A 25074-nucleotide genomic window follows, 5' to 3' on the forward strand; every position below is an offset into this window, starting at 1 on the left:
CCCGCCGACAGGTGCGAGAGAAACGTTCACGCGGCGGCCGGCGGAGCCGGGTCCGGCCGCCGCGTGTGTACGGCGGCTCTCAGCAGCTCAGCTGCGCGTCGCCCCAGTCGGCGTGGTCCGAGTCGATGCCGTCACCGCCGTCGGTGACGACCAGCCGGACCAGCCGGGCGCCGGTGACGTCCGCGGTGAGCGGCTGGGCCGGCATGGCGTTGGTCAGGACGCCGGTGGATGCCACCTTCGTGCCGTCCGCCCACACCTCGAAGGCGACGGTGCCGTTCGCGCCCTTCTCGTCGTCCACGCCGACCTGTGCGGTGACCGTCTCGCAGGCCGCGCCCGTGTAGTACTCGACGGAGCTCTCCGCGTGCACCCCGAGCCCCTTGGCGTACACCACCCCGCCGATCGTGATCGGATGTCCGTCTCCCGCGGCGCTCTCCCCGTTGCTGGTGTTGCGTTCGACGGGGCCGTAGCCGTTGGCGGCCGACAGCCACGGCAGATCACCGAGGCCGGAGGTGCCCGAGGGCGGCGGTACCACCACGGTCGCGCCGAAGGGCAGGGTGCTGTCGACCCGGACACCGGTCGGTGAGCGGTAACTCGCCCTGAGCGTCAGGTCGTACGACCCCGTCGGCGTCCCCGGGGGAGCGGTGAGCGACCACTTCGTGTGCAGCGAACGGCCCGTGGGCAGGGCCGCGGCGGAGGTCGGCGAGGCCGCCTTCACGGTCCAGCCCTCGGGGCCGGACAGCCGTACGGAGACCTGCCTGGCCGGGGTACGTCCCAGGTCGGTGACCGTGGTCGTCAGTGCGGCAGGTGTGCCCGCCTGGATCAACGGGCTTCCGTCCAGGCCGAGTTCGACAGCGGGCGGGTACTGCCGCCACCTGCGGTCGGCGGTGACCCGTACGAGAACCGTGCCGTGCGCGGGGACGGTCGCCGAGATCGTGCCCGCGGTGTTGTAGCTACGGTGCTGCCACAGGTCCCGCAGGGTGTACGCGTCGGCGCCGGGCAGGCCGACGGCCGCGGCGGTGGTGGCGATGCGCTGGGGGCTGCTCGACTCGTTGAACAGGGCGACCGTACGGCTGCCGTCCTCCATCTCCTTGGCGACGACCCAGCGCCCGCCCTCGGAGGAGACCACGGCGCCCTGCCTGCCCAGCGGGTCCTGGTCGACGGCGATGACCTCCTTGTTCGCGAGGATCTCGAAGGTCGCCGCGGAGGCCGAGCGCAGGTCGCTGCCGATGAGCAGGGGCGCGGCCATGACCGACCACATCGAGAAGTGCGAGCGGTACTCGGTGTCCGTCATGCCGCCGTTGCCGACTTCCAGCATGTCGGGGTCGTTCCAGTGGCCGGGGCCGGCGTGCGGCGCCAGCGGCAGGTTCTGCTTGAGGATCGACAGCATCGAGCCCCAGCTGTCGCTGATGTCGCCGGTGGTGCGCCACAGGTGGCCGACGTCCGAGGCCCACTCCCAGGGCTTGTTCTGGCCCCATTCGCAGATGCTGTAGACGATTGGTCTGCCGGTCGCCGCGAGGGCGTCGCGCATGGTCGTGTAGCGCTGCTTGGCGTCCACGCCCTGGTTGTTGCAGTTGTCGTACTTGAGGTAGTCGACGCCCCAGTCGGCGAACTGCTGGGCGTCGCTGTACTCGTGGCCCAGGGCGCCCGGGAAACCGACGCTGTCGCAGGTCTTGGTGCCCGCGCTGGTGTAGATGCCGAGTTTGAGCCCCTTGGAGTGCACATAGTCGGCGACGGCCTTGATCCCGTTGGGGAAGCGGGCCGGGTCCGGGACGAGTTTGCCGTCGGCGTCCCGGTTCGGCAGGGCCCAGCAGTCGTCGAGGTTGACGTACTGGTACCCGGCGTCCTTGAGGCCCTTGTCGACGAAGATGTCCGCGATCCCCTTGACCATGGACTCGTTGAACTCGGCACGGCAGTGGGTGGAGTTCCAGTTGTTGAAGCCCATGGGCGGGGTGAGGGCCAGACCGTCGGCCAGGGCGGGTGAGTCCGTGCTCTCCTCGCCCGCGACGGCGGGAGCCGCCCCGGGCACCGCGAACGCCAGCACCGTGAGTGCGGCGACCATCCTTCGGCGGGTCGTGCGGGTGTGAAGGTGACGCATCGTTACGTTCCTCCGAACCAGCGGAAGGTGCGATGACGGCATGTACGCGTCATCATGTGGGCGTTTACGTTAGGACGTGTTGGACTGTGGTGGAAGGGAGTGGCACGGCGAACGGCAGCGTGACCCAAACCGTCCGGTGCCGTTGATCAGGCCATGAAGAAGCGCAGCATGCTCGCCATCGCCTCCCTCGCCACCGGCTTCGTCGTCGCGGCGATCACTCCCTCGCACGCCCTGGCTGAGGACCTCGAGCGCCCCGACGTCGACAAGACCCTCAGCACCGTCGATCACACCGTCGCCGACGAGAGCCTGGAGGGCCTGGACGGGACCGCCCTCGGGCAGGGCGGCTGACGAGGACCGCACGACTCGGCGGCGGGGACTCGGCGGCGGTCGCCTCCAGCGAGGCGGCGTGCCGGGCCAGGGAGCCGGGATCCGCACGGCACCGGCGGCACCGGGGCCCCTCCGGCGAGGGGTCCCGGTGCCGCGTTCGTGCGCCCTCATCTGCGGCTGGTTTCCGTGGCAGGGTGGAACGGGCAAGCCACAGGGGGCCAAACAGAAGAGGGGGAGTCCGTGATCGTCTGGATCAACGGCGCGTTCGGTGCGGGGAAGACCACCACCGCACGGGAACTGATCGAACTGATCCCGAACAGCACGCTCTTCGACCCCGAGGACATCGGCGCGGCGGTCGTGCGTCTGCTGCCGCCCAAACACCTCACCGAGGTCGGCGACTTCCAGGACCTGCCGATCTGGCGACGCCTGGTGATCGACACGGCGGCCGCGATGCTCGCCGAACTGGGCGGGACCCTCGTGGTCCCCATGACCCTGCTGCGCCAGGAGTACCGCGACGAGATCTTCGGCGGCCTCGCCGCCCGCCGGATCAGTGTCCGGCACATTCTCCTCGCTCCGGCGGAAACGATCCTGCGAGAACGAATAGCCGGGCGGGAGACCCCGCCGACCCTTCCGCTCGGCGCGACGGGGCAGGGGCACTGGGCGTACGACCACATCGAGCCCTACCGGGCCGCCCTCGCCTCCTGGCTCACCGCCGACGCCCATCTGATCGACAGCAGCGCGCTCACCCCGTACGAGACGGCCGCCCGCATCGCCGAGGATCTCGGTACCGGGACGGTGCCCGCATGCGACATCGTGCAGACCCCTGAGCCCACCGCCGAGACGGTGGCTGCCGGGGTCCTCCTCTTCGACGAGCAGGACCGGGTGCTGCTCGTCGACCCCACCTACAAGGCCGGCTGGGAGTTCCCCGGCGGTGTGGTCGAACAGGGCGAGGCGCCCGCGCAGGCCGGGATGCGCGAGGTCGCCGAGGAGACCGGCATCCGGCTGGAGGACGTACCCCGGCTCCTGGTCGTCGACTGGGAACCGCCCGCGCCTCCCGGATACGGCGGACTGCGCCTCCTCTTCGACGGCGGCCGCCTCGACTCCACCGAGGCGCACCAGGTCCTGCTGCCCGGCCCCGAACTGCGCGGCTGGTGTTTCGCCAGCGAGGAGGAGGCCGCGGAGCTGCTGCCGCCGGTGCGCTACGAGCGGTTGAGGTGGGCGCTGCGGGCCCGGGAGCGAGGGGCGGCGCTGTACCTGGAAGCCGGGATTCCGACCGCCTGAGACCGGGAAGGCCCCGTCGGCATGCACGGCCGACGGGGCTTCGCCGTGTCCGAGGCTGTGCGAGGCATGTTCGAGTCAGGCAAGCGGAGTGCGAGAAGCCGCCAAGGGAATCGTCGCGGTACCTCCATGCCAGAACTAACGAAACTTCCCACCCTCGTCAACTCTTGGCAAGGAGCGCAAACAATCCCTTTTTCGGTCATTTTCCGCCTTGACCGGCCTCTCGGCCCGTTGCGACAGTCCGCTCAGTCTCACGGCGCCGACAACGGCCGGCGACCGAAGCCTTTCCCCCAGGGAACAGCCCCATGACGAGACCCCGTCCTCCGGCGACGGCCACAAACCCGCGTCGGCCCCGCACATACCCAGGACGTCCGCACGATGACGACGCAACAGCAGCCGATGCCCGCCGACACCGGCACCATGCGAGCCGGTGAACCGTCGCCGGACCCACGGAGCGACGGCACGGTCATCACCGGGCGCTCGCCCGCCCGGATGGCCTGGCGGCGCATCAGACGGGACAAGGTCACCATGGCCGCGTTCGTGATCACCGTGCTCTTCATCCTGATCGCGCTGCTGGCCCCGGTCCTGACGGCGATCACCGGCTGGGGGCCGATCACCCCCGACGGCAAGGCGATCGACCCGGACACCGGCAACTTCCCGCGCGGGGCGCTGGGCGGCATCAGCCTCACCCACCTGCTGGGGGTCGAACCGGGCACGGGCTACGACCTCTGCGCCCGGATCGTCCACGGCCTGCGCACCTCGCTGTTCGTCGGCTTCGCCTCGGCCGTCCTGTCCACCGTCGTGGGGGTCGTGGCCGGCCTCGCGGCGGGGTACTCCGGCGGCTGGGTCGACTCGGTGCTGTCGCGGATCATGGACGTGATGCTGGCCTTCCCGCAGCTGCTGTTCATCATCGCGCTGACCCCGGTCATCCAGAACGCGATGCAGACCGACAGCCACGGCGGCACCGACGAGAACCTCCGGCTGCTGGTCCTCGTGCTGAACATCGCGGTGTTCGCCTGGGCCTACACCGCCCGGCTGGTGCGCGGGCAGGTCCTGTCGCTGCGCGAGCGGGAGTTCGTCGACGCCGCGCGGATCATGAGCGCCGGGCGGTGGCACATCCTCTTCCGGCAACTGCTGCCGAACCTGTGGGCGCCGGTCCTGATCTCCTTCGCGCTGGCCGTCCCGCAGAACATCACCACCGAGGCGGCCCTGTCACGGTCGGAACGATCGTCGTGACACCGATGCGGCTCAACGGCATCAACCCGCCCCAGGGCCACAAGAAGCGGGCCCAGGAACTCCTGGAGACGGTCGGCCTCAACCCCGAGCACTACAACCGCTACCCGAACGAGTTCTCCGGCGGCCGGCGCCAGCGGATCGGCATCGCCCGCGCCCTCGCGCTGCGGCCCAAACTCATCGTGGCCGACGAGCCGGTGTCGGCGCTGGACGTGTCCATCCAGGCGCAGATCGTCAACCTGCTCCAGGACCTCCAGCGGGAGTTCGGCATCGCTTTCGTCTTCATCGCCCACGACCTCGCCGTCGTACGGCACTTCTGCGAGCGGGTCGCCGTGATGTACCTCGGCAAGATCGTCGAGGTCGCCGACCGGCAGACGCTGTACACGCGGCCACGGCACCCCTACACCCACGCGCTGCTGTCCGCGGTCCCCGAGGCCGACCCGGACGGCACCCGGCGCCGCGAACGTATCCGGCTCGCCGGGGACGTGCCCTCGCCGGTGGACCCGCCGTCCGGTTGCCGCTTCCGCACTCGCTGCTGGAAGGCCCAGGACAGGTGCGCGACCGAGGAACCCCCGTTGGTGCGGGTGGCGGGGAACGCGAAGGGTCACCTGACAGCCTGTCACTTCCCGGAGGAGCCGAGTGTCGAGGCCCGCGAGGAGGACATCGTGCTCGATCCGGCCCTGACCGCGCTGGAGGACAGTGCCTCGACGTCGTCGTGAGGGTACGGGGTGAGCCTGCTCTTCTGTTCCAGTCGCCGGTTGAAGTCGCCCACCACGACTGCCAGTCGGGCGTGCCGCGAGATGAGTGCGGCCGCCGCTGCGGGGATCTCCTCGGGGCGTCTGCCGTCGGCGCATGCGCGGATGAACTCCTCGCGCTCGTCCCGGCCGAGGCCGTACTGGTCGACGACCAGCCAGTGCACCAGATAGGAGAGGGCATAGGCCCGGTCGTAGCCCTGGTGGCGGTCGTGGAAGTCGCGTTCCTGCGGGTCGAGTTGGAAGCGGCTCGACAAGGACAGCCCGTAGTCGGTCAGGTAGAGCCGGTGTCCGTCGGTGAGGATGTTGCCGAAGTGGGCGTCGAAGTGGACGAGTTGCTGCTCCCGGAGAAATCCGGTGACGGCTTCGAGGCCCTGCTCCACGAGAGCGCAGGCCGACTCGGCGTCCTCCGTGCGCAGTTGGGCGGAGAACCAGTCGTGGAGGGTGTGCGGCACGTACTCCAGGAACAGGGTCAGGCTCGTGGGCGCCGTGCGCAGGGCCTCGACGCGCTCGCGGCCACCGCCCCAGTAGGCCACGCACCGCTCCACGTCGGCGAGTTCGCGGGGGAGTGGCTGTGGGAGGCCGGGCAGGACCCGCCAGTGGTGCAGCAGCGGGAAGCCCGGAAACTTGCCCGAGCGCACCCAGCCGGTCGTCATCTCGTGCACGGCCAGCTCACGCCAGGCGCCGAAGCCGGGGCTGCCGATCGCGCCGACGCCATAGTGGAAGTGGGGAGGCAGGTCGAAGAGGTTCACGGTGGAGCGGACGTGGTCCGGCTCGAGCTCGGTGGCGGTGAGTGGCACCTGCTTCACGAAGATCCGTACGCCGTCCACTTCCAGCAGGGTCGCCCGCCCGCCGATGCCGGTACCTGCCGGTGTGCCGGATGCCGCGAGGTCGGCGAGTGCGTGGTCGCTCAGGAGGGCGAGGGAGGTGGCGGTGTCGGCGTGGGCGTTGAGACGGGTGGGGGAGACCATGGCCCCATGATCGGTCCTCCGTGGCCGAACACGCGAGGTCCGGCTTGGACCCGGTCCGTTGAACACGCCGAGCATCACGTTCCCGTCGCCAGGCGAGACGGCGACGGCGTCCCGGTGAACAGCGCTTCGTGCTCGGGGAGATGGAGCGCTTCCAGGCGGCGATCGACGAGGCGGACTGGGCAGCGATCGACGCGGCGGATCCGGCCGGGGCGGCGTCGGTGTGGACTCGTCACCGTCGCGCCGGAGAGGGGACTGGCCCGCCGGGAAGCGCAGAAGGCCCCCGTCCCGCGGACGAGGGCCTTCCGCCGACAGCAGAGCCGTCGGATCAGCTCGCCGCGTAGTTGCGCAGGAACAGGGCCTCGGCCACCGACAGTCGCTCCAGCTCCTGAGGGGAGACACTCTCGTTCACCGCGTGGATCTGGGCCTCCGGCTCGCTCAGGCCGATGAGGAGGATCTCGGCGTGCGGGTAGAGCGACGCGAGGGTGTTGCACAGGGGGATGGAACCGCCCTGGCCGGCGTACTGCATCTCCTGGCCCGGGTAGGCCACCGCCATCGCGTCGGCCATCGCCGCGTACGCCGGGCTGGTGGTGTCCGCGCGGAACGGCTGGCCCTGGCCGATCTGCTCCGTGCGCACCCGCGCGCCCCACGGCGTGTGCCTCTCCAGGTGCGCCTGGAGCAGCTTGGTCGCCTCGGCCGCGTCGATGCCCGGTGGCACCCGCAGGCTGATCAGCGCGCGGGCGCTCGCCTGCACGGACGGGGTGGCGCCGACGACCGGCGGGCAGTCGATGCCGAGGACCGTCACGGCCGGGCGGGCCCAGATGCGGTCGGCGACCGTGCCGTCACCGATCAGCTCGACGCCGTCCAGGACCTTGGCGTCCGCCCGGAACAGCTCCTCGTCGTACTGGAGGCCGTCCCAGGACGCGTCCGGCGTGAGCCCGTCGATCGTGGTCGTGCCGTCCTTCCCGCGCAGCGAGTCCAGGACGCGGATCAGCGCGGCCAGCGCGTCGGGGGCGGCGCCGCCGAACTGGCCCGAGTGGAGGTTGCCCGCGAGGGTGTCGACCTGGACGCGCATCAGGGTCATGCCGCGCAGGGTGGCGGTGACCGTCGGGAGGCCGACGCGGAAGTTGCCCGCGTCGCCGATGACGATGGTGTCCGCCTCCAGGAGCGCGGGATGCGCCTCGGCGTACCGCTCCAGGCCGCCCGTGCCCTGCTCCTCCGAGCCCTCGGCGATGAACTTGACGTGGACCGGAACCCCGCCGTTCGCCTTCAGGGCGCGCAGCGCGAGCAGGTGCATGATCACACCGCCCTTGCAGTCGGCGGCCCCGCGCCCGTACCAGCGGCCGTCGCGTTCGGTGAGCTCGAAGGGCGGGGTGGTCCAGCCGGCCTCGTCCAGCGGAGGCTGCACGTCGTAGTGGGCGTACAGGAGGACGGTCTTCGCACCCTCCGGGCCGGGCAGGTAGCCGTACACCGACTGGGTGCCGTCCGGGGTGTCGAGCAGGGCCACGTCCTGGAATCCCTCGGCGGTGAGCGCGTCCGCGACCCAGTGGGCGGCGGCCTCGCTCTCGCTCTTCGGGAACTGGTCGAAGTCCGCCACCGACTTGAACGCCACCAGTTCGGTGAGCTCCGCCCGCGCCCTCGGCATCAGCGAGGCGACGGTCTCGGCGACCGGATTCGACGACATGGGCACGCTCCTTGTGGGTGCGACGTTGTACCTGTGAGTGCCGTAGATCCTCCCACAGTGGTCTGTGGGCGGGCCCGCCGTAGGATGCGGGAGACAGGTGCGGCAACGGCTTGATCGGGAGCAGCAGACCATCGTGAGCAGCGAGAACTCTTCGGCGGACGGCACTTCGGCGGACGACGCTTCGGCGGACGGCGGGCAGGACGACGCGCAGCGGGTGTGGGACGTCGTCGTGGTGGGCGCGGGACCCGCGGGCGCCTCGGCCGCGTACGCGGCGGCGGTCGCGGGGCGGCGTGTGCTGCTGCTGGAGAAGGCCGAGCTGCCGCGGTACAAGACGTGCGGCGGCGGCATCATCGGTCCCTCACGGGACGCGTTGCCGCCCGGCTTCGAGCTGCCCTTCCGGGACCGGGTGCACGCGGTCACCTTCTCGAACAACGGCCGCTTCACACGGACCCGGCGCTCCAAGCAGATGCTGTTCGGGCTGATCAACCGACCCGAGTTCGACCAGCAGCTCGTCGAGCACGCCCAGAAGGCGGGCGCCGAGCTGCGCACCGGCGTCACCGTGCAGCGGGTCGAGCAGCACGGCTCGGCGGTGCCGGACCGGCGCACGGTCGCCGTGCTCCTCCAGGGCGGCGAGACGGTGCTCGCGCGGGCGGTCGTCGGGGCCGACGGCAGCGCCAGCCGGATAGGCGCGCATGTGGGGGTGAAGCTCGACCAGGTGGACCTCGGCCTGGAGGCGGAGATCCCGGTGCCGGAGACCGTCGCCGAGGACTGGAAAGGGCGGGTGCTCATCGACTGGGGCCCGATGCCCGGCAGTTACGGCTGGGTCTTCCCGAAGGGCGACACCCTGACGGTCGGGGTGATCTCGGCGCGTGGTGAAGGCGCGGCCACCAAGCGGTACCTGGAGGACTTCATCGGGCGGCTCGGTCTCGCCGGGTTCGAACCGAGCATCTCCTCCGGCCACCTGACCCGCTGCCGTGCGGACGACTCGCCGCTCTCGCGCGGGCGGGTGCTGGTCTGCGGTGACGCGGCGGGGCTCCTTGAGCCGTGGACCCGCGAGGGCATCTCCTTCGCGCTGCGTTCAGGGCGGCTCGCGGGGGAGTGGGCGGTCCGGATCGCGGAGGCCCACGACGCGGTGGACACCCGGCGCCAGGCGCTGAACTACGCGTTTGCCGTCAAGGCGGGCCTCGGCGTCGAGATGAGCGTCGGCAAGCGGATGCTGACCGCGTTCGAGCGCCGGCCCGGCCTGTTCCACGCGGCGCTGACGGGTTTCCGGCCCGCGTGGAACGCGTTCAAGGACATCACCCAGGGCGCGACCTCCCTGGGCGAGCTCGTCCGCGGCCGGCCGATGGCCCAGCGGGCGCTGGCTGCGCTGGACCCGCGTCCGGCCGAGCGCGCCGCGGAGGGCGAGGCCACGTCCTGACCTGTGCCTTCCTTGCGGGTCACTTCTTGACCGTGATCCGGAAGACCGGGTGGTCCGTGGCGGCCGCGATGATCTCCTCGTCGGAGGACTTGGCGGTCACGCCCTGGAAGTACTGGTTGACCTCCCAGCCCCACTTCTCCAGGTAGGTCCGCAGGATCGGGAGCTTCTCCGCGTCGGGAAGCTCCACCGCGGTGAACTCCCGCACCTTGCGGCCGACCCGCAGTTCCCCGCCGCCCGCGGCACGCATGTTGCGCACCCACTGGGAGTGGCCGCGCGCCGAGACCAGGTACTGCCCGCCCTCGTACGTGTGCGGGTTGACCGGGATCCGCTGCATCTGCCCGCTCTTGCGGCCGCGCACCGACATCTCCGCCGTCCCCGCGAAACTGAAGCCGTGCCGGGCGAGCCAGCCGATGACGCTGTTGAGGCGGACGTTGAGCGGGCTGCCCTTGAGGTAGTAAGGCGACGACATGGTGACCCCCATCGGTTGAGAGAGCGGTGCTCTCGCTTTCGGTGGGATCAGTCTGCACGGTCCGGCGTCCCAAAGCAAGAGCAGTGCTCTCGATTGTGTGCACTGCTCTTGTTCTGTGCGAGACTGCTCCGTATGAGCACAGCACAAGGCGCCCGGGCCCGCGCCCGGATCGAAGTCACCGCCGCCATCAAGGACGAGGCGCGCCGGCAGCTCGCCGCGGAGGGCGCGGCGAAGCTCTCGCTACGGGCCGTGGCGCGTGAGCTGGGGATGGTCTCCTCGGCGCTGTACCGCTACTTCCCGAGCCGCGACGACCTGCTCACCGCGCTGATCATCGACGCGTACGACTCCCTGGGGGAGAGCGCGGAGCGAGCGCACGAGGCGGTCGCCCGGGCGGCCCCGCTGGAGCGCTGGGTCGCGGTGTGCGAGGCGGTCCGCCGCTGGTCGCTCGGCCATCCGCACGAGTACGCCCTGATCTACGGCTCTCCCGTCCCCGGCTACACCGCACCGCAGACCACCGTCCCGCCCGCGGCCCGTGTCGGCCTCCTCCTGATCGGCGTCGTCCGCGACGCCCACCACGGCCCCGGGGGCCTGGGGGAGCTGCCCCCGGTCCCCGAGGAGCTCCACGCCGAGGCCGACCGCATCGCCACCGACCTCGCCCCGGACCTCCCGCCCCGGGTGGCCCCGGCCCTGGTGGTGGCCTGGGCTCAGCTCTTCGGCTTGGTCGGCTTCGAACTCTTCGGCCAGTTCAACCGGGTGGTGGAGGAACGGGAGCCGTTCTTTCGGCACGCCGTGCGGCAGCTGGGGCGGGGGGTGGGGCTCCGCTAGGAGGGTGCGGCGAGGCCGTGCCGGGCCCCGCCGCCGTACTTCCCCGGGAGTACGCGTGATCACCACGCTCGGGTGACGTCCTGGTCGGGGCGGGGCGTCTAGCGTGGCTTGCATGGACGGTGAGCGGGGCGTGCGTGGGGGAGGGGCACCGCGGTGGTGGAGGCACGGGTCCTCGTGGTGGCGGGGCGTCGGGCAGGGCGCCCGGTGGCCGTGGGCGTCCACCCTGCTGGTCATGTTCTTCGTGCTCGGGGGATCGAACTACGCGGCACACCAGCAGGCCGGTGAGCGGGCAGCGCTCGATCCGTTCGCGCGTGCGCTGCTGGTGATCGGCTCAGGGCTGCTGTTGTGGCGGCACCGCCGGCCGGTGCTCGTCGTCTTCGGTACGGCGGCTGCCGCGATGCTGTACCTCGGGGCCGGGTATCCGTACGGGCCGGTGTTCCTCACGGTGGCCCTCGCCTGCTTCAGCGCCGTCGTGGCCGGACACCGCAAGGCCGCCTGGACCGCGCTCGGGATGCTCTGGGCCGGACACGTGCTGGTGGCCCACTGGCTCTACCAGTGGCTGCCGCCGTCCGGGGACTCGGCCGCCCCCTGGGGACAGGAGGGCGTGATCGCGGCCTGGGTCGTCGCCATCATCGCCGTCTCCGAGCTGGTGCGGACCCGCCGTGAACAGTGGGCCCGGGAGCGGGCCGAGCGTGCCCGGGCCGCACAGCGCCGCGCCGACGAGGAGCGGCTGCGGATCGCCCGCGAGCTGCACGACGTCCTCGCGCACAGCATCTCCGTCATCAACGTCCAGGCCGGTGTCGGCCTCGCCCTCCTCGACACCGACCCCGAGCAGGCCCGCACCGCGCTCACCACCATCAAGGCGGCCAGCAAGGAGGCGCTCGGCGAGGTCCGCCAGGTGCTCGACACCCTGCGCACACCCGGTGACGCGCCGCGCGCTCCCGCGCCGGGTCTCGACCGGCTGCCCGAGCTGGTCTCCCAGGCGGCCGGTGCGGGCCTCACGGTCGAGGTGGAGGGAACCGCCCCGGGGCTGCCGCCCGGCGCGGACCTCGCCGCCTTCCGGATCGTCCAGGAGGCCCTCACCAATGTCGTACGGCACTCCGGATCGCGGCACGCGCGCGTGCGGCTCGATCACGACGCCGGCGCGCTACGGCTCCGTATCGACGACGACGGACCCGCGACCGGCGCCGACGCGGGTGGCAGCGGCAACGGTCTGGCCGGAATGCGGGAGCGGGCCGCCGCACTCGGTGGCACCATCGAGGCCGGGCCGGGCCCCGAGGGAGGGTTCCGGGTGCTCGCCGTACTGCCGCTCACGGTGAAGGCCAGGGAGGACGACCGGTGATCCGCGTACTGCTCGCCGACGACCAGTCACTCGTGCGGGCCGGTTTCCGGGCCCTGCTCGATGCGCAGCCGGACATCGAGGTGGCCGGCGAGGCATCCGACGGTGAGGAGGCGGTGCGCAAGGTGCGTGAAGTGCGGCCGGACATCGTCCTGATGGACATCCGGATGCCGCTGCTCGACGGCCTCGCCGCGACCCGTCGCATCACCGAGGACACCGCACTGAAGGATGTGAAGGTGGTCATGCTCACCACCTTCGAGCTCGACGAGTACGTCTTCGAGGCGATCCGCTCCGGCGCCTCGGGCTTCCTGGTCAAGGACACCGAGCCGGAGGAACTCCTGCGCGCCGTACGGGCGGTGGTCGACGGTGACGCGCTCCTCTCGCCGGGCGTGACCCGTCGCCTCATCGCCGAGTTCGCGGCCCGTTCCAAGGAGCCCGCGGCCGTAGGCGCCCTCGCCGGGCTCACTGAGCGGGAACGGGAGGTGATGGCCCTGGTCGGCATCGGCCTGTCCAACGAGGAGATCGCCCGCCGCCTGGTCGTCAGCCCCCTCACCGCCAAGACCCACGTCAGCCGCACGATGGTCAAGCTCGGCGCCCGCGACCGGGCCCAACTGGTCGTGCTGGCCTACGAGTCGGGGTTGGTCCGGCCCGGCTGGCTGGGCTGAGGGCGCTCTCGCCGGAAACGCACCAGCACACTGATCACCCGCGCCACGAAGACCGCAGGTGCGATGGTGAGCCCGATGCGCAGCAGCAACTTCTCCGCCGTGACCGGGAGTTGGAACAGCAGCGCCGGTCCCGCCACCGCCCCGAACAGCACCGCCGCCGCGAACAGCGCACTGCACAGCGCGTATCCGATCTCCACGGTGATGGCATCCCGCTCCGCCTGGTTCCGGCGACCCCCGTACGTCTCCATCCTTCGAGTCTCACAGCCGTGTGCCCGGCGGAGCAAGCAGGCTCCGCCGGGCACACGGTGTCGGAGGCGTCCCCCTAGTCGCGTACGGCGACGCGCTCCGCCTCCCGCACAGTGGACTTGGCGACCACGACGGACTGCTGCGGCCGACGCGCGGTGCGCGCTCCCGGGAGGGTGATCAGCAGCCCGGCCGCGGCGATCGCCGTGACCACGATCAGTCCGGGGCGGTAGCTGTCGAGAACGGCCTGCGGGGTGGCGTTCTCGGGTGCGCCCGCGGTCACCACGGCGGTCACGACGGCCAGGAAGATCGCGCCGCCGACCTGGACCGAGGTGTTGAGCAACCCGGAGACCATGCCCTGCTCGTGGTCCTCGACGCCGTTGGTGGCCTGGATGTTGAGCGAGGGGAAGACCAGCGCGCAGGCGGCGCCGATGAACAGCATCGACGGCAGGATCGCGGCGGCGTACCCGGGGTTCAGGTCGACACCCAGGAACAGTGCGTATCCGACGACCATCAGTGCGAAGCCCGCCGGGATCAATCGCTGGGTGCCGAACCGGTCGACGATCGAGCCGACCTTCGTCGAGGACACCGCCACCAGCGCGCCCGCGGGCAGGAAGGCGAGCGCGGTGTGCAGCGCCGACCAGCCGAGCAGTGACTGCATGTACAGGGTCACGAGGAACTGGAAGCCGACGTACGAGCCGAAGAAGGCCATGGCGCCCAGTTGGGCACGGATCTGGGTGCCGGAGCGCAGCACGCCGAGCCGGATCAGCGGGCCCGGCGAGCGCCGCTCGACCAGGACGAACACGGTCAGCAGGACGGCCACGGCGAGGAAGGACAGCAGCGTGCGGGCCGAGGTCCAGCCGGACTCGGGAGCCTGGACGACGGTGAAGACGAGCAGCAGCATCGAGGCGGTGCCGAGGACGGCGCCGGGGACGTCGTAGCCGTTGTGGTCCTTCTCGCGGGCACTGCGCGGCAGCAGCTTGAGTCCGGCGACGAGCGCGATCAGGGCGATGGGCGCGGGCAGCAGCAGGGTCAGGCGCCAGCTGGCCTCGGTGAGCAGGCCGGACAGCACCAGGCCCATGGAGAAGCCGGTGGCGGCGCAGGTGGTGTAGACGGAGAGCGCACGGTTGCGCAGCGGGCCCTCCGGGAACGTCGTGGTGATGATCGACAGGCCCGCGGGCGCGGTGAAGGCAGCACTGAGCCCCTTGATGAAACGGCTGGCGATCAGCAGCGGACCCGAGTCGACGAGGCCGCCGAGGAGTGAGGCGACCGCGAAGACGCCGAGGGCCACCAGGAAGACCTGGCGCCGGCCCAGCAGGTCGGCGGCCCGGCCGCCCAGGAGCAGGAGGCCGCCGTAGCCGAGGATGTAGCCGCTGACGATCCATTGCAGCGTCGAGGTGGAAAGGCCCAGGTCGGCGCCGATGGACGGCAGCGCGACGCCGACCATCGACACGTCCAGCGCGTCCAGGAACATCGCGGCGCACAGCACCAGCAGGGTGCCCCAGAGCCTGGGTGTCCAGCGGACCGCTGAGGACGGGTCCGCGGGGGTGGTGAGCGGAGAGGTCATGCCGGAGACACTACATGCGCATGCATCGAATGCAAACGCATTTAATTCCGATGCAATAATTCGCTTTCTCTGCTACGGTGCCGCGCATGGTGGCGACGAAGCCCGAGCAGGCGCTGGCGGAGCAGTGGCGGGACATCCTGGCGCTGCACGCGCGCACGCAGTGCGAACTCGACCGTGTTCTTCAGCAACACGGCCTGTGCGGAAGCGACTTCGAGGTGCTGGACGTCCTGGCCGACGGCGGCTGCGCCTACCGTGTGCAGGAGATCTCCGAGCGGGTCCACCTGAGTCAGAGCGCGCTGTCGCGGCTGATCGCCCGGCTGGAGAAGGACGGGCTCGTCGAGCGCGGGATGTGCGCGGAGGACCGGCGGGGCGTACGCGTCTCGCTCACGTCCAAGGGGCGCGCGCTGCACCGCGACGCCCTGCCGGTGCAACGCGCGGTCCTCACCAGGATGCTGGAGCCCACCTCCTAGCCGACGGCGGACTTCTCCCGCCACAGCTCGGCGAGCGACGCGTCCCCGGTCACCCGCGGGAACGGCAGCCGGTTCCACAGCGCCAGATACAGCCGTGCGGCGGGCCCGGACACCTCGCAGTCGGCGTCCCCCGCCTCGCCGTACTCGGTCGCGGGCGGCTCCTCGGTCAGTCGTACGGTCCACACGGCGCCGTCGGTGTCGCTCGCCCGCACCCGCAGTACCCGGGGCTCGGCGCTGCGCACCCGGCTCCTCTCGCGGGCGTGGAAGCCGCGCAGCAACTCGTCGATGCCGTCGGCAGCGAAGTCCCGCCCGGGTTCCTCGGGGGTGCCCCCGCGCGCGGCCTCCGCGTCGAAGCGGTGCACGGCCGTCTCGTGCGCCTGCCGCCGGGCCCAGAAGGCCAGCGGTGAGGGGGCGGGAAGGAAGTGCCAGCAACGGACGTCGGGCGCGGCCGAGTCCAGCGTGTCGACCAGACGGCGGTGGCCGGCGCGGAACCAGGCCAGCAACTCCTCCCCGTCGAGGGCGGGTTCGTCGCCGAAGGGGACGAACCCGGTCTGCTCCTCGGCCACGAAAGCCGTCGCCCAGCGATGCACCGTGCCCGTGTGCCGCAGCAGGTCCCGCACCTGCCATTGCGGGCAGGTCGGCACCTTGGCGCCGGGTCCGGCCTGTTCGGCGGCCGACGCCAGCAACTGGCCCTCGTGGTCCAGGATCCGGATGAACTCGGCTGTCTCCATGGGAGGAGTGTGCCTGACGACCATGCTCCGCCGGTCACTGGTTTTCCCCGGACTACCAGTCGCGGGCAGCCTGCAGGAGGTGGTCGCGGACCAGCGCCACGTGCGGATTGCCGGAGGTGCCGGGCCGCTGCACCAGGAACGCCGTGTTGATGGGCGGGTCCTCGGGGTCCTGGAGCAGGACCAGTGCCCCCGACGCCAGCTCCTCGGCGCACAGATAGCGGGGGAGCACGGTGAATCCGGTGCCCCCGACGACCGCGGCCTTGACCGCGTTCAGGTCGGGCACGGTGAGAGCGGGCTGCCGTACCAGGCGCCGGCCGAAGACGTGCCGCCAGTAGCGGCGCACGATGGGCAGGTCCTCCGCGTAGGCGACGAGTGGGACGCCGTGCAGCGCGGCTGCGAGGTGTTCCGGTGCGCCGAGCCGCTCGGCCCAGGCGGGCGAGGCGACCAGCACGAACTCCTCGTCGTTGAGCGGCAGGGCCGTGAGCGTGCGGCCGCGCGGCCGGAACGTGGCGATCACCAGATCGTGGCGCCCCGCACGCAGGTCGTCCAGGAGCGGTTCGGTCAGGCCCGGTGTGATGCGCAGCCGTACCCCCTTGTCCACCAGGGGCGCGAGACCGGGCAGAACGCACCGGGACAGCAGCTCGGCCGGGCCGGCGAGATGCACCGGCTCGGCCAGGGCGTCCTCCGCGCTCCCGGCGGGCCCCGCCACCGCGGCGAGCGAGTCCAGGGGCTGCACGATCCGGGCGGCCAGCTCGTCCGCGTACGGTGCCGGGGTCACGCCCCGCGCCCGGCGCTCGAACAGCTCGCGGTCCAGCTGCCGCTCCAGGGTGCGGATCTGGGTGGTGACCGTGGGCTGGGACAGACCGAGGAGACGGGCCGCGGCGGTGAAGGAACCGGTGCGGTACACGGTCAGGAAGGTCCGCAGCAGGTTCAGGTCCAGCGGGGCACCGACGGTCTGCCCCGTATCCTCGGAGCCATTGGTGTTCCTATCCCTCATATGCGTGAGCCTATTGGATTTCTATGGCGTGACAGGGCTACGGTTTCACCATGTCGAAGATCCTCTTTGTGATGACCGGTGCCGACCACTGGACCCTGGCCGACGGCACCCAGCACCCGACGGGCTTCTGGGCCGAGGAGGCCGCCGCCCCGTACGAGGCCTTCAAGGCCGCGGGCCACGAGATCGTCGTGGCCACCCCGGGCGGTGTCGTGCCGACCGTGGACAAGAGCAGCCTGGCGGCCGAGGCCAACGGCGGGCAGGAGAACGCCGACCGCATCGCCGGAGTGCTCGCCGCGGCCACCGAACTGCAGAACCCGGTACGGCTGGACGAGGTGAACCTCGACGACTACGCGGCCGTCTTCTACCCCGGCGGCCACGGGCCCATGGAGGACCTCGCGGTCGACGCGGACTCCGGCCGACTGCTCACCCGCGCCCTGGAGAGCGGCAGGCCCCTCGGAGTCGTCTGCCACGCCCCCGCCGCAATGCTCGCCGCCACCGGCGCCGACGGCTCCAACACGTTCGCCGGGCGCCGCGTGGCCGCCTTCACCAACGCCGAGGAGACTCAGGCGGGCCTCGCCGACAAGGCGAAGTGGCTGCTCCAGGACCGGCTCACCGAGGCCGGTGTCCAGGTCGAGGTGGCCGAGCCGTGGGCTCCGCATGTGATCGTCGACGGCAACCTGGTGACCGGGCAGAACCCGGCGTCCTCCGCCCCGCTCGCCGCCGAACTGCTGAAGAAGCTGGGCTGAGCGATGCGCGGACCGCGTGACCTGGAGGCGGGGCCGAGCCTCTGAGGCTCCTCAAGTCGCTTGTCGGAGACGGAACATGACCGTCACGATGATCCGCATGCCGGGAATCGCGGGACTGAACAAGAAACACAACTTCGTGCTGCTCGTCCGGGACGCGGATGTCGTCGGAGCGGCCCTGCGCCAGGCGTTGGCCGAGGCCTCGCCCGAGGAGCGTCCCGGTCTGGAACGTGCTGTGGCGCTCGTCGAGTCCACCGCGGCCGCCACCGAGAGCGGGCTGCGGGCTCGCTGGGTCCGCTCCCGGCTGGCCGCCGTCGGCTTCACGGGTGACATCACCTCGGTCGCGGCGGTCCGGGCACTGCGCAGGGCGGAGCCGCAGCTGAGCCTGCTGGCGGCCGTGCAGTTGCAGAAGGAGGCGGTGGCTCATCCGGAGTGATCCGGGTGGGCCCCGTCGTGTGTGGAAACCGGGGACTGCGGGGTGATGGGCCGCGCCGGCGGTTGTTCCGGGTCGGCCTCGGTGCCGTTTCCGGGCTCAACTCGCAGGGCGTGAACCGTACTTCGCGCCCCGCGGCGATCGGAGCGCCCGGGCGGGTCCGGTACCCCGCGGCGGCATCGCCCACCGAGGGACGGACGGGGTGGAGGCGTGGTCAGACCGCCGCGGCGCGCCGGGTCAGCGCCGCGATGACCGCGGCGGTGGCGGCGAGTACCGCGACGCTGGTGAGAGCGGCGGGCAGGGAGAACCAGTCGGCCATGAAACCTATGGCCGGCGGGCCGAGCAGCATGCCGCCGTAGCCGAGGGTGGAGGCGATGGCGACCCCGTCGGGCCCGGCCAGCCTGCCCGCGCGCTCGACGGCGACCGGGAACAGGTTGGCGAGGCCGAGCCCGGTGATCATGAAGCCGAGCAGTGCCGCCCAGACCGAGGGCGCGAGGGCGCCGAGCAGCATGCCGAGCGCGGCGGTGGTGCCGCCGCCCACGAGCGTGCGGGTCTGGCCGAGGCGTTCGAGCAGCCTCGTGCCGGTCAGCCGGCCGATGGTCATGGCGAGCGCGAAACACGAGTAACCGACCGCCGCGACGCCGGGCGTGGCGTCCAGGTCGTGCTCCAGGTGCAGGGCGCTCCAGTCGGCCAGGGCGCCCTCGCCGTAGGCCGTGCACAGGGCGATCAGGCCGAAGGTGATGACGAGGCCGCGGGTTCGGGTGCGGGTGTCCGGGGGGCGGGCTGCGGACTGGTGCCGCGGTGTGTCGTGGGCGGGATTCGGCGGCTGGATGCGCAGTAGGGTCCGGCCCGCGACGGCGGTGACGAGCAGACCGATCACGGTGAGACCGAACAGGTGCCGCGTGGGCGACAGGGCTCCGGCGACCAGCCCGCCGAGCCCGGCCCCGAGCATTCCGCCCAGGCTGAAGGCCGCGTGGAAGCTGGGCATGATGGGCCGCCGCAGCGCGCCCACCAGATCGACCGCGGCGCTGTTGAACGCGACGTTGATGCTGCCGTACGCGGCGCCGAAGACGAGCAGTACGGCGCCGAGCGCCGGCGCGGAGTGGGTGAGCGGCGGCAGGGCGACGCTGAGTGAGAGCAGGACGGCGCAGACGACGGTGACCCGGTGGGTGCCGTAACGGCGGCACAGCCGTCCCGTGAGCACCATGGTGATCACCGCTCCGGCCGAGACACCGAGCAGGGCGAGGCCGAGGGCGCTGGCGGAGGCCCCGGTCTGTTGCTTGATCGCGGGGATGCGGACGACCCACCCGGCGAAGACGAAGCCGTCGAGGGCGAAGAAGACGGTGAGGGCGATACGGAGCCGGGTGAGGGAGTTGTCCGGTACGGCGATGCGTGTTCGCAGTTTGTTTATTGGCGGCACAAAGTCAGCGTAGGCGCGTGCTCGATTGTGGGCAAGGGTGTTCGGGTGAGCGGGAGGCCGGCCCTGTGTTCGTGCGACGAGACGAACGCGCCCCGCCTCCGGGCGCGCATCAGTGGCCACCCCCATCGGATCTGCACGCGTCTGCATGCCAACTTCACTCCCTTACCCGTGAGTCGGCCGCCCTGGCGTTGGATGCTGGATGTCACGGAGCTGTCAGGCGGTTGGCTCAGGGCGGCTCCTGCTGGGTGGGAGGAGCGCTCCAGGTGGTTCTTGGCGCACGTGATGGCACGGTGGGGACAGGCGCGGGTACCGTCGAGATCGCGCGGCTCGGTGGGCTGTGGCGGGTGACAAGGCCTTGGCATCCGGGGCTGCGGCCGTACTTACGCAGCTACGTCGGTTACTGGGAAGCGGTGACCACGCCGTACGAGGCCCGGCTGGTGCCGACCGGGAGTGCGACCCTGTTGATCAGTCTCGCGGAGCCGTTCTCGCAGGTGCGGCGGCTGGGCGTGCGAGGCGGGGCCAGTGGGCGTATCGGGTCGCTCGTGGTGGGGCTGGAGGACCGGCCCGCGATCTGTACGCATCCCGGCGGCCAGGAGGCGATCCGGGTGGAGTTCACGCCGCTGGGCGCGTATCGGCTGTTCGGCATGCCGATGAGCGAGTTGACGAACCTGGCCGTCGAGGTACGGGACGTTCTGGGGCCCGAGGCCGACGTGCTGGTGGAGCGGATGGCGGCCACACCGGACTGGGCCGCCAGGTTCGACCTGCTGGACGCCGCGCTGCTCACCCGGCTCGAGTACGGCCCGCGGCCCACGCCCGAGGTGGCGCAGGCCTGGCAGCTGCTCTCCGGGAGCGCGGGGGCGATTCCGATCGCCCGGATCGCCGCCGAAGTGGGCTGGAGCCAGGGATACTTGACCCGCCGGTTCACCCAGCAGGTCGGCCTCGCACCCAAGGCGTCGGCCCGGGTGCTGCGCTTTTGCCACGCCGTGGCGCTGCTCGGTCGCGGGGCCACGAGTCTGACCGAGGTCTCCACGACCTGCGGCTTCTACGACCAGGCGCACCTCAACCGCGAGTTCAGGGCCATCGCCGGAACCACGCCGGGACGGATGGTTGCCGCGCGCCGGGTGGAGGGGGCGATGGCTCTGTCCGGGAGTGCGAATTCTTCCAAGACCGGGACGACGGCGGGCCGATAGCGTCCCCGCTGGCACAACCGACGGCCGGTCGGATGGCGCGGGGGACCGTCCGACCGGCCCGGACATCCGTCGAGGCCGCAGCGAGTGCCGGCCACGGCCGGGAGTCTCCACTCGCTCGGGGACCGGATCTGCCGTCAACGGCGTGTCCCCGCACAGGAGTTCGTCCGCTCGGCGCCACGCTGCCTCTCCGGAGCAACAGGCCCATGACGAGAGGGCTGCCCGGGCCGCGGGGCGGGCGCACGGTCGTCCCGTCGAGCCCCTTCCGGTGCGGGACCGCATGAGCACCTCGCCCGGTCCCAGGGCGGCCCCGCCCTCACCCTCGGCCGTGAGCAGTGCCGCCGATCCGATCTCTGAGCGCATCTCCCGCGGTGCGGCCCCGGGGGACGCCCAGCGCCTCGGGGAGTCCGCGCGACCTCGCAGGCCGTTCGCCCCGGGCGGCCGGCGGTTTGAGCGCCACGACGGTACGGACCGCTGACTTGACCTCGGGTACGCCTGGGCGCTGCCGCATGGGCCGATCGTGAGGCGATTCCTTCAGACCCATTGACCGTGGGTGATCCATGCATCTAGCCTCCGTCCTCATATGTAGACGATGTCTTTGTATGAGGACAGGGTTCAGCGGAGTGACTTCAGGTGACTTCAAGGCTGCTCCGGCGACCTCTCCTCATCGCCCTGCCAGTTCAAGGGAGAACTGACACATGCCGCTTGTTGTGGTCGGGATCAGCGTCCTCGTCCTGCTCCTGCTGATGACGAAGCTGAGACTGAACGGCTTCGCCGCCCTCCTGCTGGTCGCCGTGGGGGTCGCCCTGGTACGGGGCATCGCGCTCGAGGAGATACCCGACGTCCTCTCCGAGGGCATCGGGGACCAGATCGGCGACACGATGCTCACCATCGGGCTCGGCGCCATGGTCGGCCGTGTGATGGGGGACTCCGGCGCGGCCCAACGGATCGCCGGCAAGCTCCTCGACGTGTGCGGACCGCGCTGGGTGCAGGTCGCCATGGTGCTGTCCGCGATGCTCATCGGCGTCACCATGTTCTACGAGGTCGCCTTCGTCATCATCGTGCCGGTCGCGTTCACCCTCGTCAGGGTCACCCGGGTCAACCTGCTCTGGGTGGGGCTGCCGATGTCGATCGCCCTGTCCACCATGCACAGCTTCCTGCCGCCCCACCCGGGCCCCACGGCCGTCGCGGCCACCTTCCACGCCTCCGTCGGACTCACGCTGTTCTACGGCCTGTTCATCGCCGTGCCGGTCGGCGCGTTCATCGCGCTGCTGTGGCCGCGCCTGCCGTTCGTCCGGCGGATGAACCCCGAGATCCCCAAGGGGCTGGTCAGTGAACGGGTCTTCGAGGAGGACGAGATGCCCGGCATGGGCTGGTCGCTGGCGGTCGCCCTGCTGCCCGTCGTGCTGATCGCGGGTGCCGCGGTGACCGACCTGGCCACCTCGGGGGACAGTGCCGGACTGCACTTCGTCGCGTTCATCGGCTCGGCGCCCATCGCCCTGCTGCTCACGCTGCTCGTCGCCGTGTGGGTGTTCGGGCCGCGGATGGGGCGCAGCCTGGCGGAGGTCAGCACCTCGTGCAGGGAGGCCGCTCAGGCCATGGCGATGATCCTGCTGGTCATCGGAGCGGGCGGCGCCTTCAAGAACGTACTCGTCGAGGGCGGGATATCCGACTACATCAAGGACGCGACCGACGGCTGGTCGATTTCCCCGATCATCCTGGCCTGGCTGATCGCGGCCATTCTCCGCATCGCCCTCGGCTCCGCGACCGTCGCCGTCGTCACCGCCTCGGGCGTGGCACTGCCGTTGCTCGCGGGCGGCGGGGTCCATGCCGAAGTCATGGTGCTCGCGGTCTCCTGCGGATCGATCGCCTTCTCGCACGTCAACGACCCGGGATTCTGGATGTTCAAGGAGTACTTCAACCTGTCCGTCATCGAGGCGATCAAAGCCCGCACCACGTACACGACGGTCCTCGCGATCCTGGGACTCGGCGGTGTACTGGTCCTCGAACAGGTGCTGGACGCCCTCAAGGTCTGACCTCCTGACCTCCCCCCCCCCGCCTCATCGGAAGGACACCGCCCCGCAATGAGCCAGCCCGTCGTCACGAAGTTCTCCGTCCACCCGGTGGCCGGACGGGACTCCATGCTCCTCAACCTCTCCGGCGCCCACGCCCCCTACTTCACCCGGAACGTCGTCGTGCTGGAGGACTCCGAGGGGCGCACCGGCCTCGGGGAGGTGCCGGGAGGCGACAGCATCACCCGGACCCTCCGTGACGCCGAGAGCCTGGTCGTCGGTGCCCGCGTCGGCGACTACAAGCGCGTCCTGCGCACGATCCACGACACCTTCGCCGACCGCGACTCGGGCGGCCGTGGCGCCCAGACCTTCGATCTCCGTACGACCGTGCACGCGGTCACCGCCGTCGAGTCGGCGCTTTTGGACCTGCTCGGACAGCATCTCGACGTCCCGGTCGCCGCCCTCCTCGGCGACGGCCAACAGCGCGCTGCCGTAAGGGTTCTGGGCTACCTCTTCTACGTCGGCGACCCGGATCGCACCGAGCTCGGCTACGTCCGTGAGCCCGGCGCGGACATCGACTGGTACCGCCTGAGGCGCGAGGAGGCGCTGACCCCCGAGGCGATCGTCCGCCAGGCGGAGGCCACCTACGACCACTACGGCTTCCGCGACTTCAAGCTCAAGGGCGGTGTCCTGCCCGGCAGTGAGGAGGTGAAGGCCGTACACGCGCTCAAGGAACGGTTCCCCGAGGCCAGGATCACCCTCGATCCGAACGGCGCCTGGTCCCTGCGCGAGGCGGTCGAGCTGTGCCGTCCGCTCGTCGGCACGCTCGCCTACGCCGAGGACCCCTGCGGTGCGGAAGGCGCTTACTCCGGCCGGGAGATCCTCGCGGAGTTCCGCCGGGCCACCGGGCTGCCCACCGCGACCAACATGATCGCCACCGACTGGCGGCAGCTCACCCACGCCCTCGCCCTGCAGTCGGTGTCCATCCCGCTCGCCGACCCGCACTTCTGGACCATGCAGGGCTCGGTCCGAGTCGCCCAGTTGTGCCACGAGATGGGCCTGACCTGGGGCTGTCACTCCAACAACCATTTCGACATCTCGCTGGCGATGATGACGCACTGCGGTGCCGCGGCCCCGGGCGAGTACAACGCCCTCGACACCCACTGGATCTGGCAGGAGGGCATGGAGCGGCTCACCGTCGAACCACCGCGGATCACCGGCGGCGAGGTTGCCGTCCCGGAGACGCCGGGCCTCGGGGTCCGGCTGGACCGCGACCGGCTCCGGGCCGCCGAGGAACTGCACGAGGAGGTGGCATCGGCGGGCCGTGACGATGCCGCCGGGATGCAGTACCTGATCAAGGGTTGGACCTTCGACGCGAGGCGTCCGTGCCTGGTGCGCTGAGTTCCGCGTGCGAAGACTGCCGCGCGCGCCGAAGTCGTTGACATGGTCAAGACATCTCACTAGCATCCGGGACACCTTGGAAAGCGCTTTCCAATTCATGCCTCGACTTCCCCCCACGGGATCCACCCCCCACAAGAGGACCCCACGTGAACCCGCGAAAGACCGCCGTGGCAGCAGCGCTCGCCGCCCTGCTCCTGGCCGGCCCCGGCGTCGCCCAGGCCGTCCCGCCCGCCGCGCCCCCACCCCACGAGCAGGTCGCGGCGGCCACCATCACCTGGACCCTGGAGCGGGCCGCCGACCCCACCGCGGACCAGCAGTCGGCGTACACCCGGATCACCTCGGCCATGAACGCCGCGGTGGCCCGCTACAACAACCTCAGCGACCTGGGGAAGTCCATCACCGTCCGCTACGACACGAGCGTGCCCACCGCGGACGGCAACATCAACGGGACCATCCGCTTCGGCAGCAACCGCAGTTACATGACTGAGCGCACCGCTCTGCACGAGATCGCCCACACCATCGGCGTGGGCACGAGCTCGGGCTGGTCCTCGCTCGGCGGCAGCGGCACCTGGACAGGTGCTCAGGCGACCGCCCTCGTGCGGCAGTACGACGGTTCCTCGGCCAAGTTGTCCACCGGCGGTGGCCACTTCTGGCCGTACGGCCTCAACTACGAGAACGAGTTCTCCAGTACGGCGGCCGACCGCCACGTGCGGATCGTCGAGGCGATGGTGCGTGACGGTCTGTGAGCTGACGGGTTGATGTCCGGGGGCGAAAAACCGCTCCTGGACACGGTGTTCGGGCGCAGGGCAGGCCCC

Annotated in this window: 23 protein-coding genes and 2 pseudogenes; 15 read left to right on the plus strand and 10 right to left on the minus strand. The window is 71.1% G+C overall.

The features are described from left to right. Positions 1-79 precede the first annotated feature (79 nt). Positions 80-2095: an NPCBM/NEW2 domain-containing protein gene (locus tag ABZT93_RS24920; RefSeq protein WP_356108255.1), complete on the minus strand. Its 2016-nt coding sequence runs from the start codon at positions 2093-2095 to the stop codon at positions 80-82. 153 nt (positions 2096-2248) lie between these two features. Here ABZT93_RS24920 and ABZT93_RS24925 point away from each other — a divergent pair, with 153 nt between their 5' ends. From ABZT93_RS24925 to ABZT93_RS24940, 4 genes and pseudogenes are all read left to right on the plus strand, one after another. Next, a complete protein-coding gene (locus ABZT93_RS24925; protein ID WP_356108258.1) occupies positions 2249-2443 on the plus strand; it encodes a hypothetical protein in 195 nt (64 codons plus the stop codon). Between the two features lie 219 nt (positions 2444-2662). After that, positions 2663-3703, plus strand: coding sequence for an NUDIX domain-containing protein (locus ABZT93_RS24930; protein ID WP_356108260.1), 1041 nt, complete (start codon positions 2663-2665; stop codon positions 3701-3703). 489 nt (positions 3704-4192) lie between these two features. After that, positions 4193-4936: an ABC transporter permease gene (locus ABZT93_RS24935; protein WP_356108515.1), complete on the plus strand. Its 744-nt coding sequence runs from the start codon at positions 4193-4195 to the stop codon at positions 4934-4936. Then, positions 4915-5652: pseudogene (locus ABZT93_RS24940) on the plus strand (ABC transporter ATP-binding protein); the annotation flags it as partial. The gene ABZT93_RS24935 and the pseudogene ABZT93_RS24940, both read left to right, overlap by 22 nt. On the opposite strand, the gene ABZT93_RS24945 reads toward ABZT93_RS24940, so the two are convergent. Together ABZT93_RS24945 and ABZT93_RS24950 are read right to left on the minus strand one after the other, a co-directional pair. Further along, positions 5553-6656: a protein kinase family protein gene (locus ABZT93_RS24945; RefSeq protein WP_356108262.1), complete on the minus strand. Its 1104-nt coding sequence runs from the start codon at positions 6654-6656 to the stop codon at positions 5553-5555. The pseudogene ABZT93_RS24940 and the gene ABZT93_RS24945 sit on opposite strands and share 100 nt — an antisense overlap. Before the next feature lie 325 nt (positions 6657-6981). Beyond that, positions 6982-8337 (minus strand): dipeptidase, encoded by a 1356-nt coding sequence (locus ABZT93_RS24950; protein WP_356108264.1) that lies wholly within the window; start codon positions 8335-8337, stop codon positions 6982-6984. A gap of 214 nt (positions 8338-8551) precedes the next feature. Between ABZT93_RS24950 and ABZT93_RS24955 the strand changes: the two genes are divergently transcribed. After that, positions 8552-9757, plus strand: a complete 1206-nt coding sequence (locus ABZT93_RS24955; protein ID WP_356108518.1) for a geranylgeranyl reductase family protein — start codon at positions 8552-8554, stop codon at positions 9755-9757. Positions 9758-9776: 19 nt separating this feature from the next. Here the strand turns inward: ABZT93_RS24955 and ABZT93_RS24960 are convergent, their stop codons facing one another. Beyond that, positions 9777-10226 (minus strand): nitroreductase family deazaflavin-dependent oxidoreductase, encoded by a 450-nt coding sequence (locus tag ABZT93_RS24960; RefSeq protein ID WP_356108267.1) that lies wholly within the window; start codon positions 10224-10226, stop codon positions 9777-9779. A 132-nt stretch (positions 10227-10358) separates the two neighbouring features. Here ABZT93_RS24960 and ABZT93_RS24965 point away from each other — a divergent pair, with 132 nt between their 5' ends. The 3 genes from ABZT93_RS24965 (at position 10359) to ABZT93_RS24975 (ending at position 13055) form a co-directional block, all read left to right on the plus strand. After that, positions 10359-11051, plus strand: a complete 693-nt coding sequence (locus ABZT93_RS24965; protein WP_356108269.1) for a TetR/AcrR family transcriptional regulator — start codon at positions 10359-10361, stop codon at positions 11049-11051. 112 nt (positions 11052-11163) lie between these two features. Beyond that, positions 11164-12393 carry a sensor histidine kinase gene (locus ABZT93_RS24970; RefSeq protein WP_356108272.1) on the plus strand — a complete coding sequence of 410 codons (1230 nt, stop codon included), beginning with the start codon at positions 11164-11166 and terminating at the stop codon, positions 12391-12393. Continuing rightward, positions 12390-13055 carry a response regulator transcription factor gene (locus ABZT93_RS24975; protein WP_356108274.1) on the plus strand — a complete coding sequence of 222 codons (666 nt, stop codon included), beginning with the start codon at positions 12390-12392 and terminating at the stop codon, positions 13053-13055. The genes ABZT93_RS24970 and ABZT93_RS24975 overlap by 4 nt, the downstream gene beginning before the upstream one ends. Here the strand turns inward: ABZT93_RS24975 and ABZT93_RS24980 are convergent. Both ABZT93_RS24980 and ABZT93_RS24985 read right to left on the minus strand, forming a co-directional pair. Next, entirely contained in the window at positions 13016-13303 is a 288-nt protein-coding gene (locus ABZT93_RS24980; protein WP_356108277.1) for a DUF6332 family protein, read from the minus strand. The genes ABZT93_RS24975 and ABZT93_RS24980 overlap by 40 nt on opposite strands. 74 nt (positions 13304-13377) lie before the next feature. Next, positions 13378-14865, minus strand: coding sequence for an MFS transporter (locus ABZT93_RS24985; RefSeq protein ID WP_356108280.1), 1488 nt, complete (start codon positions 14863-14865; stop codon positions 13378-13380). An 86-nt stretch (positions 14866-14951) separates the two neighbouring features. Between ABZT93_RS24985 and ABZT93_RS24990 the strand changes: the two genes are divergently transcribed. Then, entirely contained in the window at positions 14952-15335 is a 384-nt protein-coding gene (locus tag ABZT93_RS24990; protein ID WP_356108282.1) for a MarR family transcriptional regulator, read from the plus strand. On the opposite strand, the gene ABZT93_RS24995 is transcribed toward ABZT93_RS24990, so the two are convergent. Then, the gene (locus tag ABZT93_RS24995; protein WP_356108285.1) at positions 15332-16066 is read right to left on the minus strand and encodes a maleylpyruvate isomerase family mycothiol-dependent enzyme; all 735 of its coding nucleotides are present in this window, start codon (positions 16064-16066) and stop codon (positions 15332-15334) included. The genes ABZT93_RS24990 and ABZT93_RS24995 overlap by 4 nt on opposite strands. Positions 16067-16118: 52 nt before the next feature. Then, on the minus strand, positions 16119-17063 hold the full coding sequence (locus tag ABZT93_RS25000) for a LysR family transcriptional regulator (protein WP_356108287.1): 945 nt from the start codon (positions 17061-17063) through the stop codon (positions 16119-16121). A 50-nt stretch (positions 17064-17113) separates the two neighbouring features. Between ABZT93_RS25000 and ABZT93_RS25005 the strand changes: the two genes are divergently transcribed. Then, the gene (locus ABZT93_RS25005; protein ID WP_356108289.1) at positions 17114-17809 is read left to right on the plus strand and encodes a type 1 glutamine amidotransferase domain-containing protein; all 696 of its coding nucleotides are present in this window, start codon (positions 17114-17116) and stop codon (positions 17807-17809) included. Between the two features lie 76 nt (positions 17810-17885). Beyond that, a complete protein-coding gene (locus ABZT93_RS25010) occupies positions 17886-18242 on the plus strand; it encodes a hypothetical protein (protein ID WP_356108292.1) in 357 nt (118 codons plus the stop codon). Positions 18243-18453: 211 nt separating this feature from the next. Here ABZT93_RS25010 and ABZT93_RS25015 read toward each other — a convergent pair whose 3' ends face one another. After that, entirely contained in the window at positions 18454-19659 is a 1206-nt protein-coding gene (locus tag ABZT93_RS25015; protein ID WP_356108295.1) for an MFS transporter, read from the minus strand. A gap of 344 nt (positions 19660-20003) precedes the next feature. Between ABZT93_RS25015 and ABZT93_RS25020 the strand changes: the two genes are divergently transcribed. Next, complete coding sequence (locus ABZT93_RS25020; protein WP_356108521.1) at positions 20004-20849, plus strand: AraC family transcriptional regulator; 846 nt, start codon at positions 20004-20006, stop codon at positions 20847-20849. A gap of 376 nt (positions 20850-21225) precedes the next feature. On the opposite strand, the pseudogene ABZT93_RS25025 reads toward ABZT93_RS25020, so the two are convergent. Then, positions 21226-21357 (minus strand): annotated as a pseudogene (locus tag ABZT93_RS25025) (IclR family transcriptional regulator); the annotation flags it as partial. Positions 21358-21544: 187 nt separating this feature from the next. Here ABZT93_RS25025 and ABZT93_RS25030 point away from each other — a divergent pair. The 3 genes from ABZT93_RS25030 (at position 21545) to ABZT93_RS25040 (ending at position 25005) form a co-directional block, all read left to right on the plus strand. Continuing rightward, entirely contained in the window at positions 21545-22882 is a 1338-nt protein-coding gene (locus tag ABZT93_RS25030; RefSeq protein ID WP_356108298.1) for a gluconate:H+ symporter, read from the plus strand. A 48-nt stretch (positions 22883-22930) separates the two neighbouring features. Continuing rightward, positions 22931-24259: an enolase C-terminal domain-like protein gene (locus ABZT93_RS25035; protein WP_356108301.1), complete on the plus strand. Its 1329-nt coding sequence runs from the start codon at positions 22931-22933 to the stop codon at positions 24257-24259. Positions 24260-24405: 146 nt separating this feature from the next. Beyond that, the gene (locus ABZT93_RS25040) at positions 24406-25005 is read left to right on the plus strand and encodes a hypothetical protein (protein ID WP_356108304.1); all 600 of its coding nucleotides are present in this window, start codon (positions 24406-24408) and stop codon (positions 25003-25005) included. The last annotated feature ends 69 nt before the right edge of the window (positions 25006-25074 follow it).

The organism is Streptomyces sp. NPDC005303 (assembly GCF_040607335.1).
Classification (GTDB): domain Bacteria; phylum Actinomycetota; class Actinomycetes; order Streptomycetales; family Streptomycetaceae; genus Streptomyces.

Coding starts and splice junctions, on each gene's coding strand:
- ABZT93_RS24935 (WP_356108515.1), top strand. CDS start 4,193: ATGGCCTGGCGGCGCATCAGACGGGACAAGGTCACCATGGCCGCGTTC.
- ABZT93_RS24985 (WP_356108280.1), bottom strand. CDS start 14,865: ATGACCTCTCCGCTCACCACCCCCGCGGACCCGTCCTCAGCGGTCCGC.
- ABZT93_RS24980 (WP_356108277.1), bottom strand. CDS start 13,303: ATGGAGACGTACGGGGGTCGCCGGAACCAGGCGGAGCGGGATGCCATC.
- ABZT93_RS24920 (WP_356108255.1), bottom strand. CDS start 2,095: ATGCGTCACCTTCACACCCGCACGACCCGCCGAAGGATGGTCGCCGCA.
- ABZT93_RS25010 (WP_356108292.1), top strand. CDS start 17,886: ATGACCGTCACGATGATCCGCATGCCGGGAATCGCGGGACTGAACAAG.
- ABZT93_RS24995 (WP_356108285.1), bottom strand. CDS start 16,066: ATGGAGACAGCCGAGTTCATCCGGATCCTGGACCACGAGGGCCAGTTG.
- ABZT93_RS24945 (WP_356108262.1), bottom strand. CDS start 6,656: ATGGTCTCCCCCACCCGTCTCAACGCCCACGCCGACACCGCCACCTCC.
- ABZT93_RS25035 (WP_356108301.1), top strand. CDS start 22,931: ATGAGCCAGCCCGTCGTCACGAAGTTCTCCGTCCACCCGGTGGCCGGA.
- ABZT93_RS24960 (WP_356108267.1), bottom strand. CDS start 10,226: ATGTCGTCGCCTTACTACCTCAAGGGCAGCCCGCTCAACGTCCGCCTC.
- ABZT93_RS25000 (WP_356108287.1), bottom strand. CDS start 17,063: ATGAGGGATAGGAACACCAATGGCTCCGAGGATACGGGGCAGACCGTC.
- ABZT93_RS25030 (WP_356108298.1), top strand. CDS start 21,545: ATGCCGCTTGTTGTGGTCGGGATCAGCGTCCTCGTCCTGCTCCTGCTG.
- ABZT93_RS24970 (WP_356108272.1), top strand. CDS start 11,164: ATGGACGGTGAGCGGGGCGTGCGTGGGGGAGGGGCACCGCGGTGGTGG.
- ABZT93_RS24950 (WP_356108264.1), bottom strand. CDS start 8,337: ATGTCGTCGAATCCGGTCGCCGAGACCGTCGCCTCGCTGATGCCGAGG.
- ABZT93_RS24965 (WP_356108269.1), top strand. CDS start 10,359: ATGAGCACAGCACAAGGCGCCCGGGCCCGCGCCCGGATCGAAGTCACC.
- ABZT93_RS25005 (WP_356108289.1), top strand. CDS start 17,114: ATGTCGAAGATCCTCTTTGTGATGACCGGTGCCGACCACTGGACCCTG.
- ABZT93_RS24925 (WP_356108258.1), top strand. CDS start 2,249: ATGAAGAAGCGCAGCATGCTCGCCATCGCCTCCCTCGCCACCGGCTTC.
- ABZT93_RS24990 (WP_356108282.1), top strand. CDS start 14,952: ATGGTGGCGACGAAGCCCGAGCAGGCGCTGGCGGAGCAGTGGCGGGAC.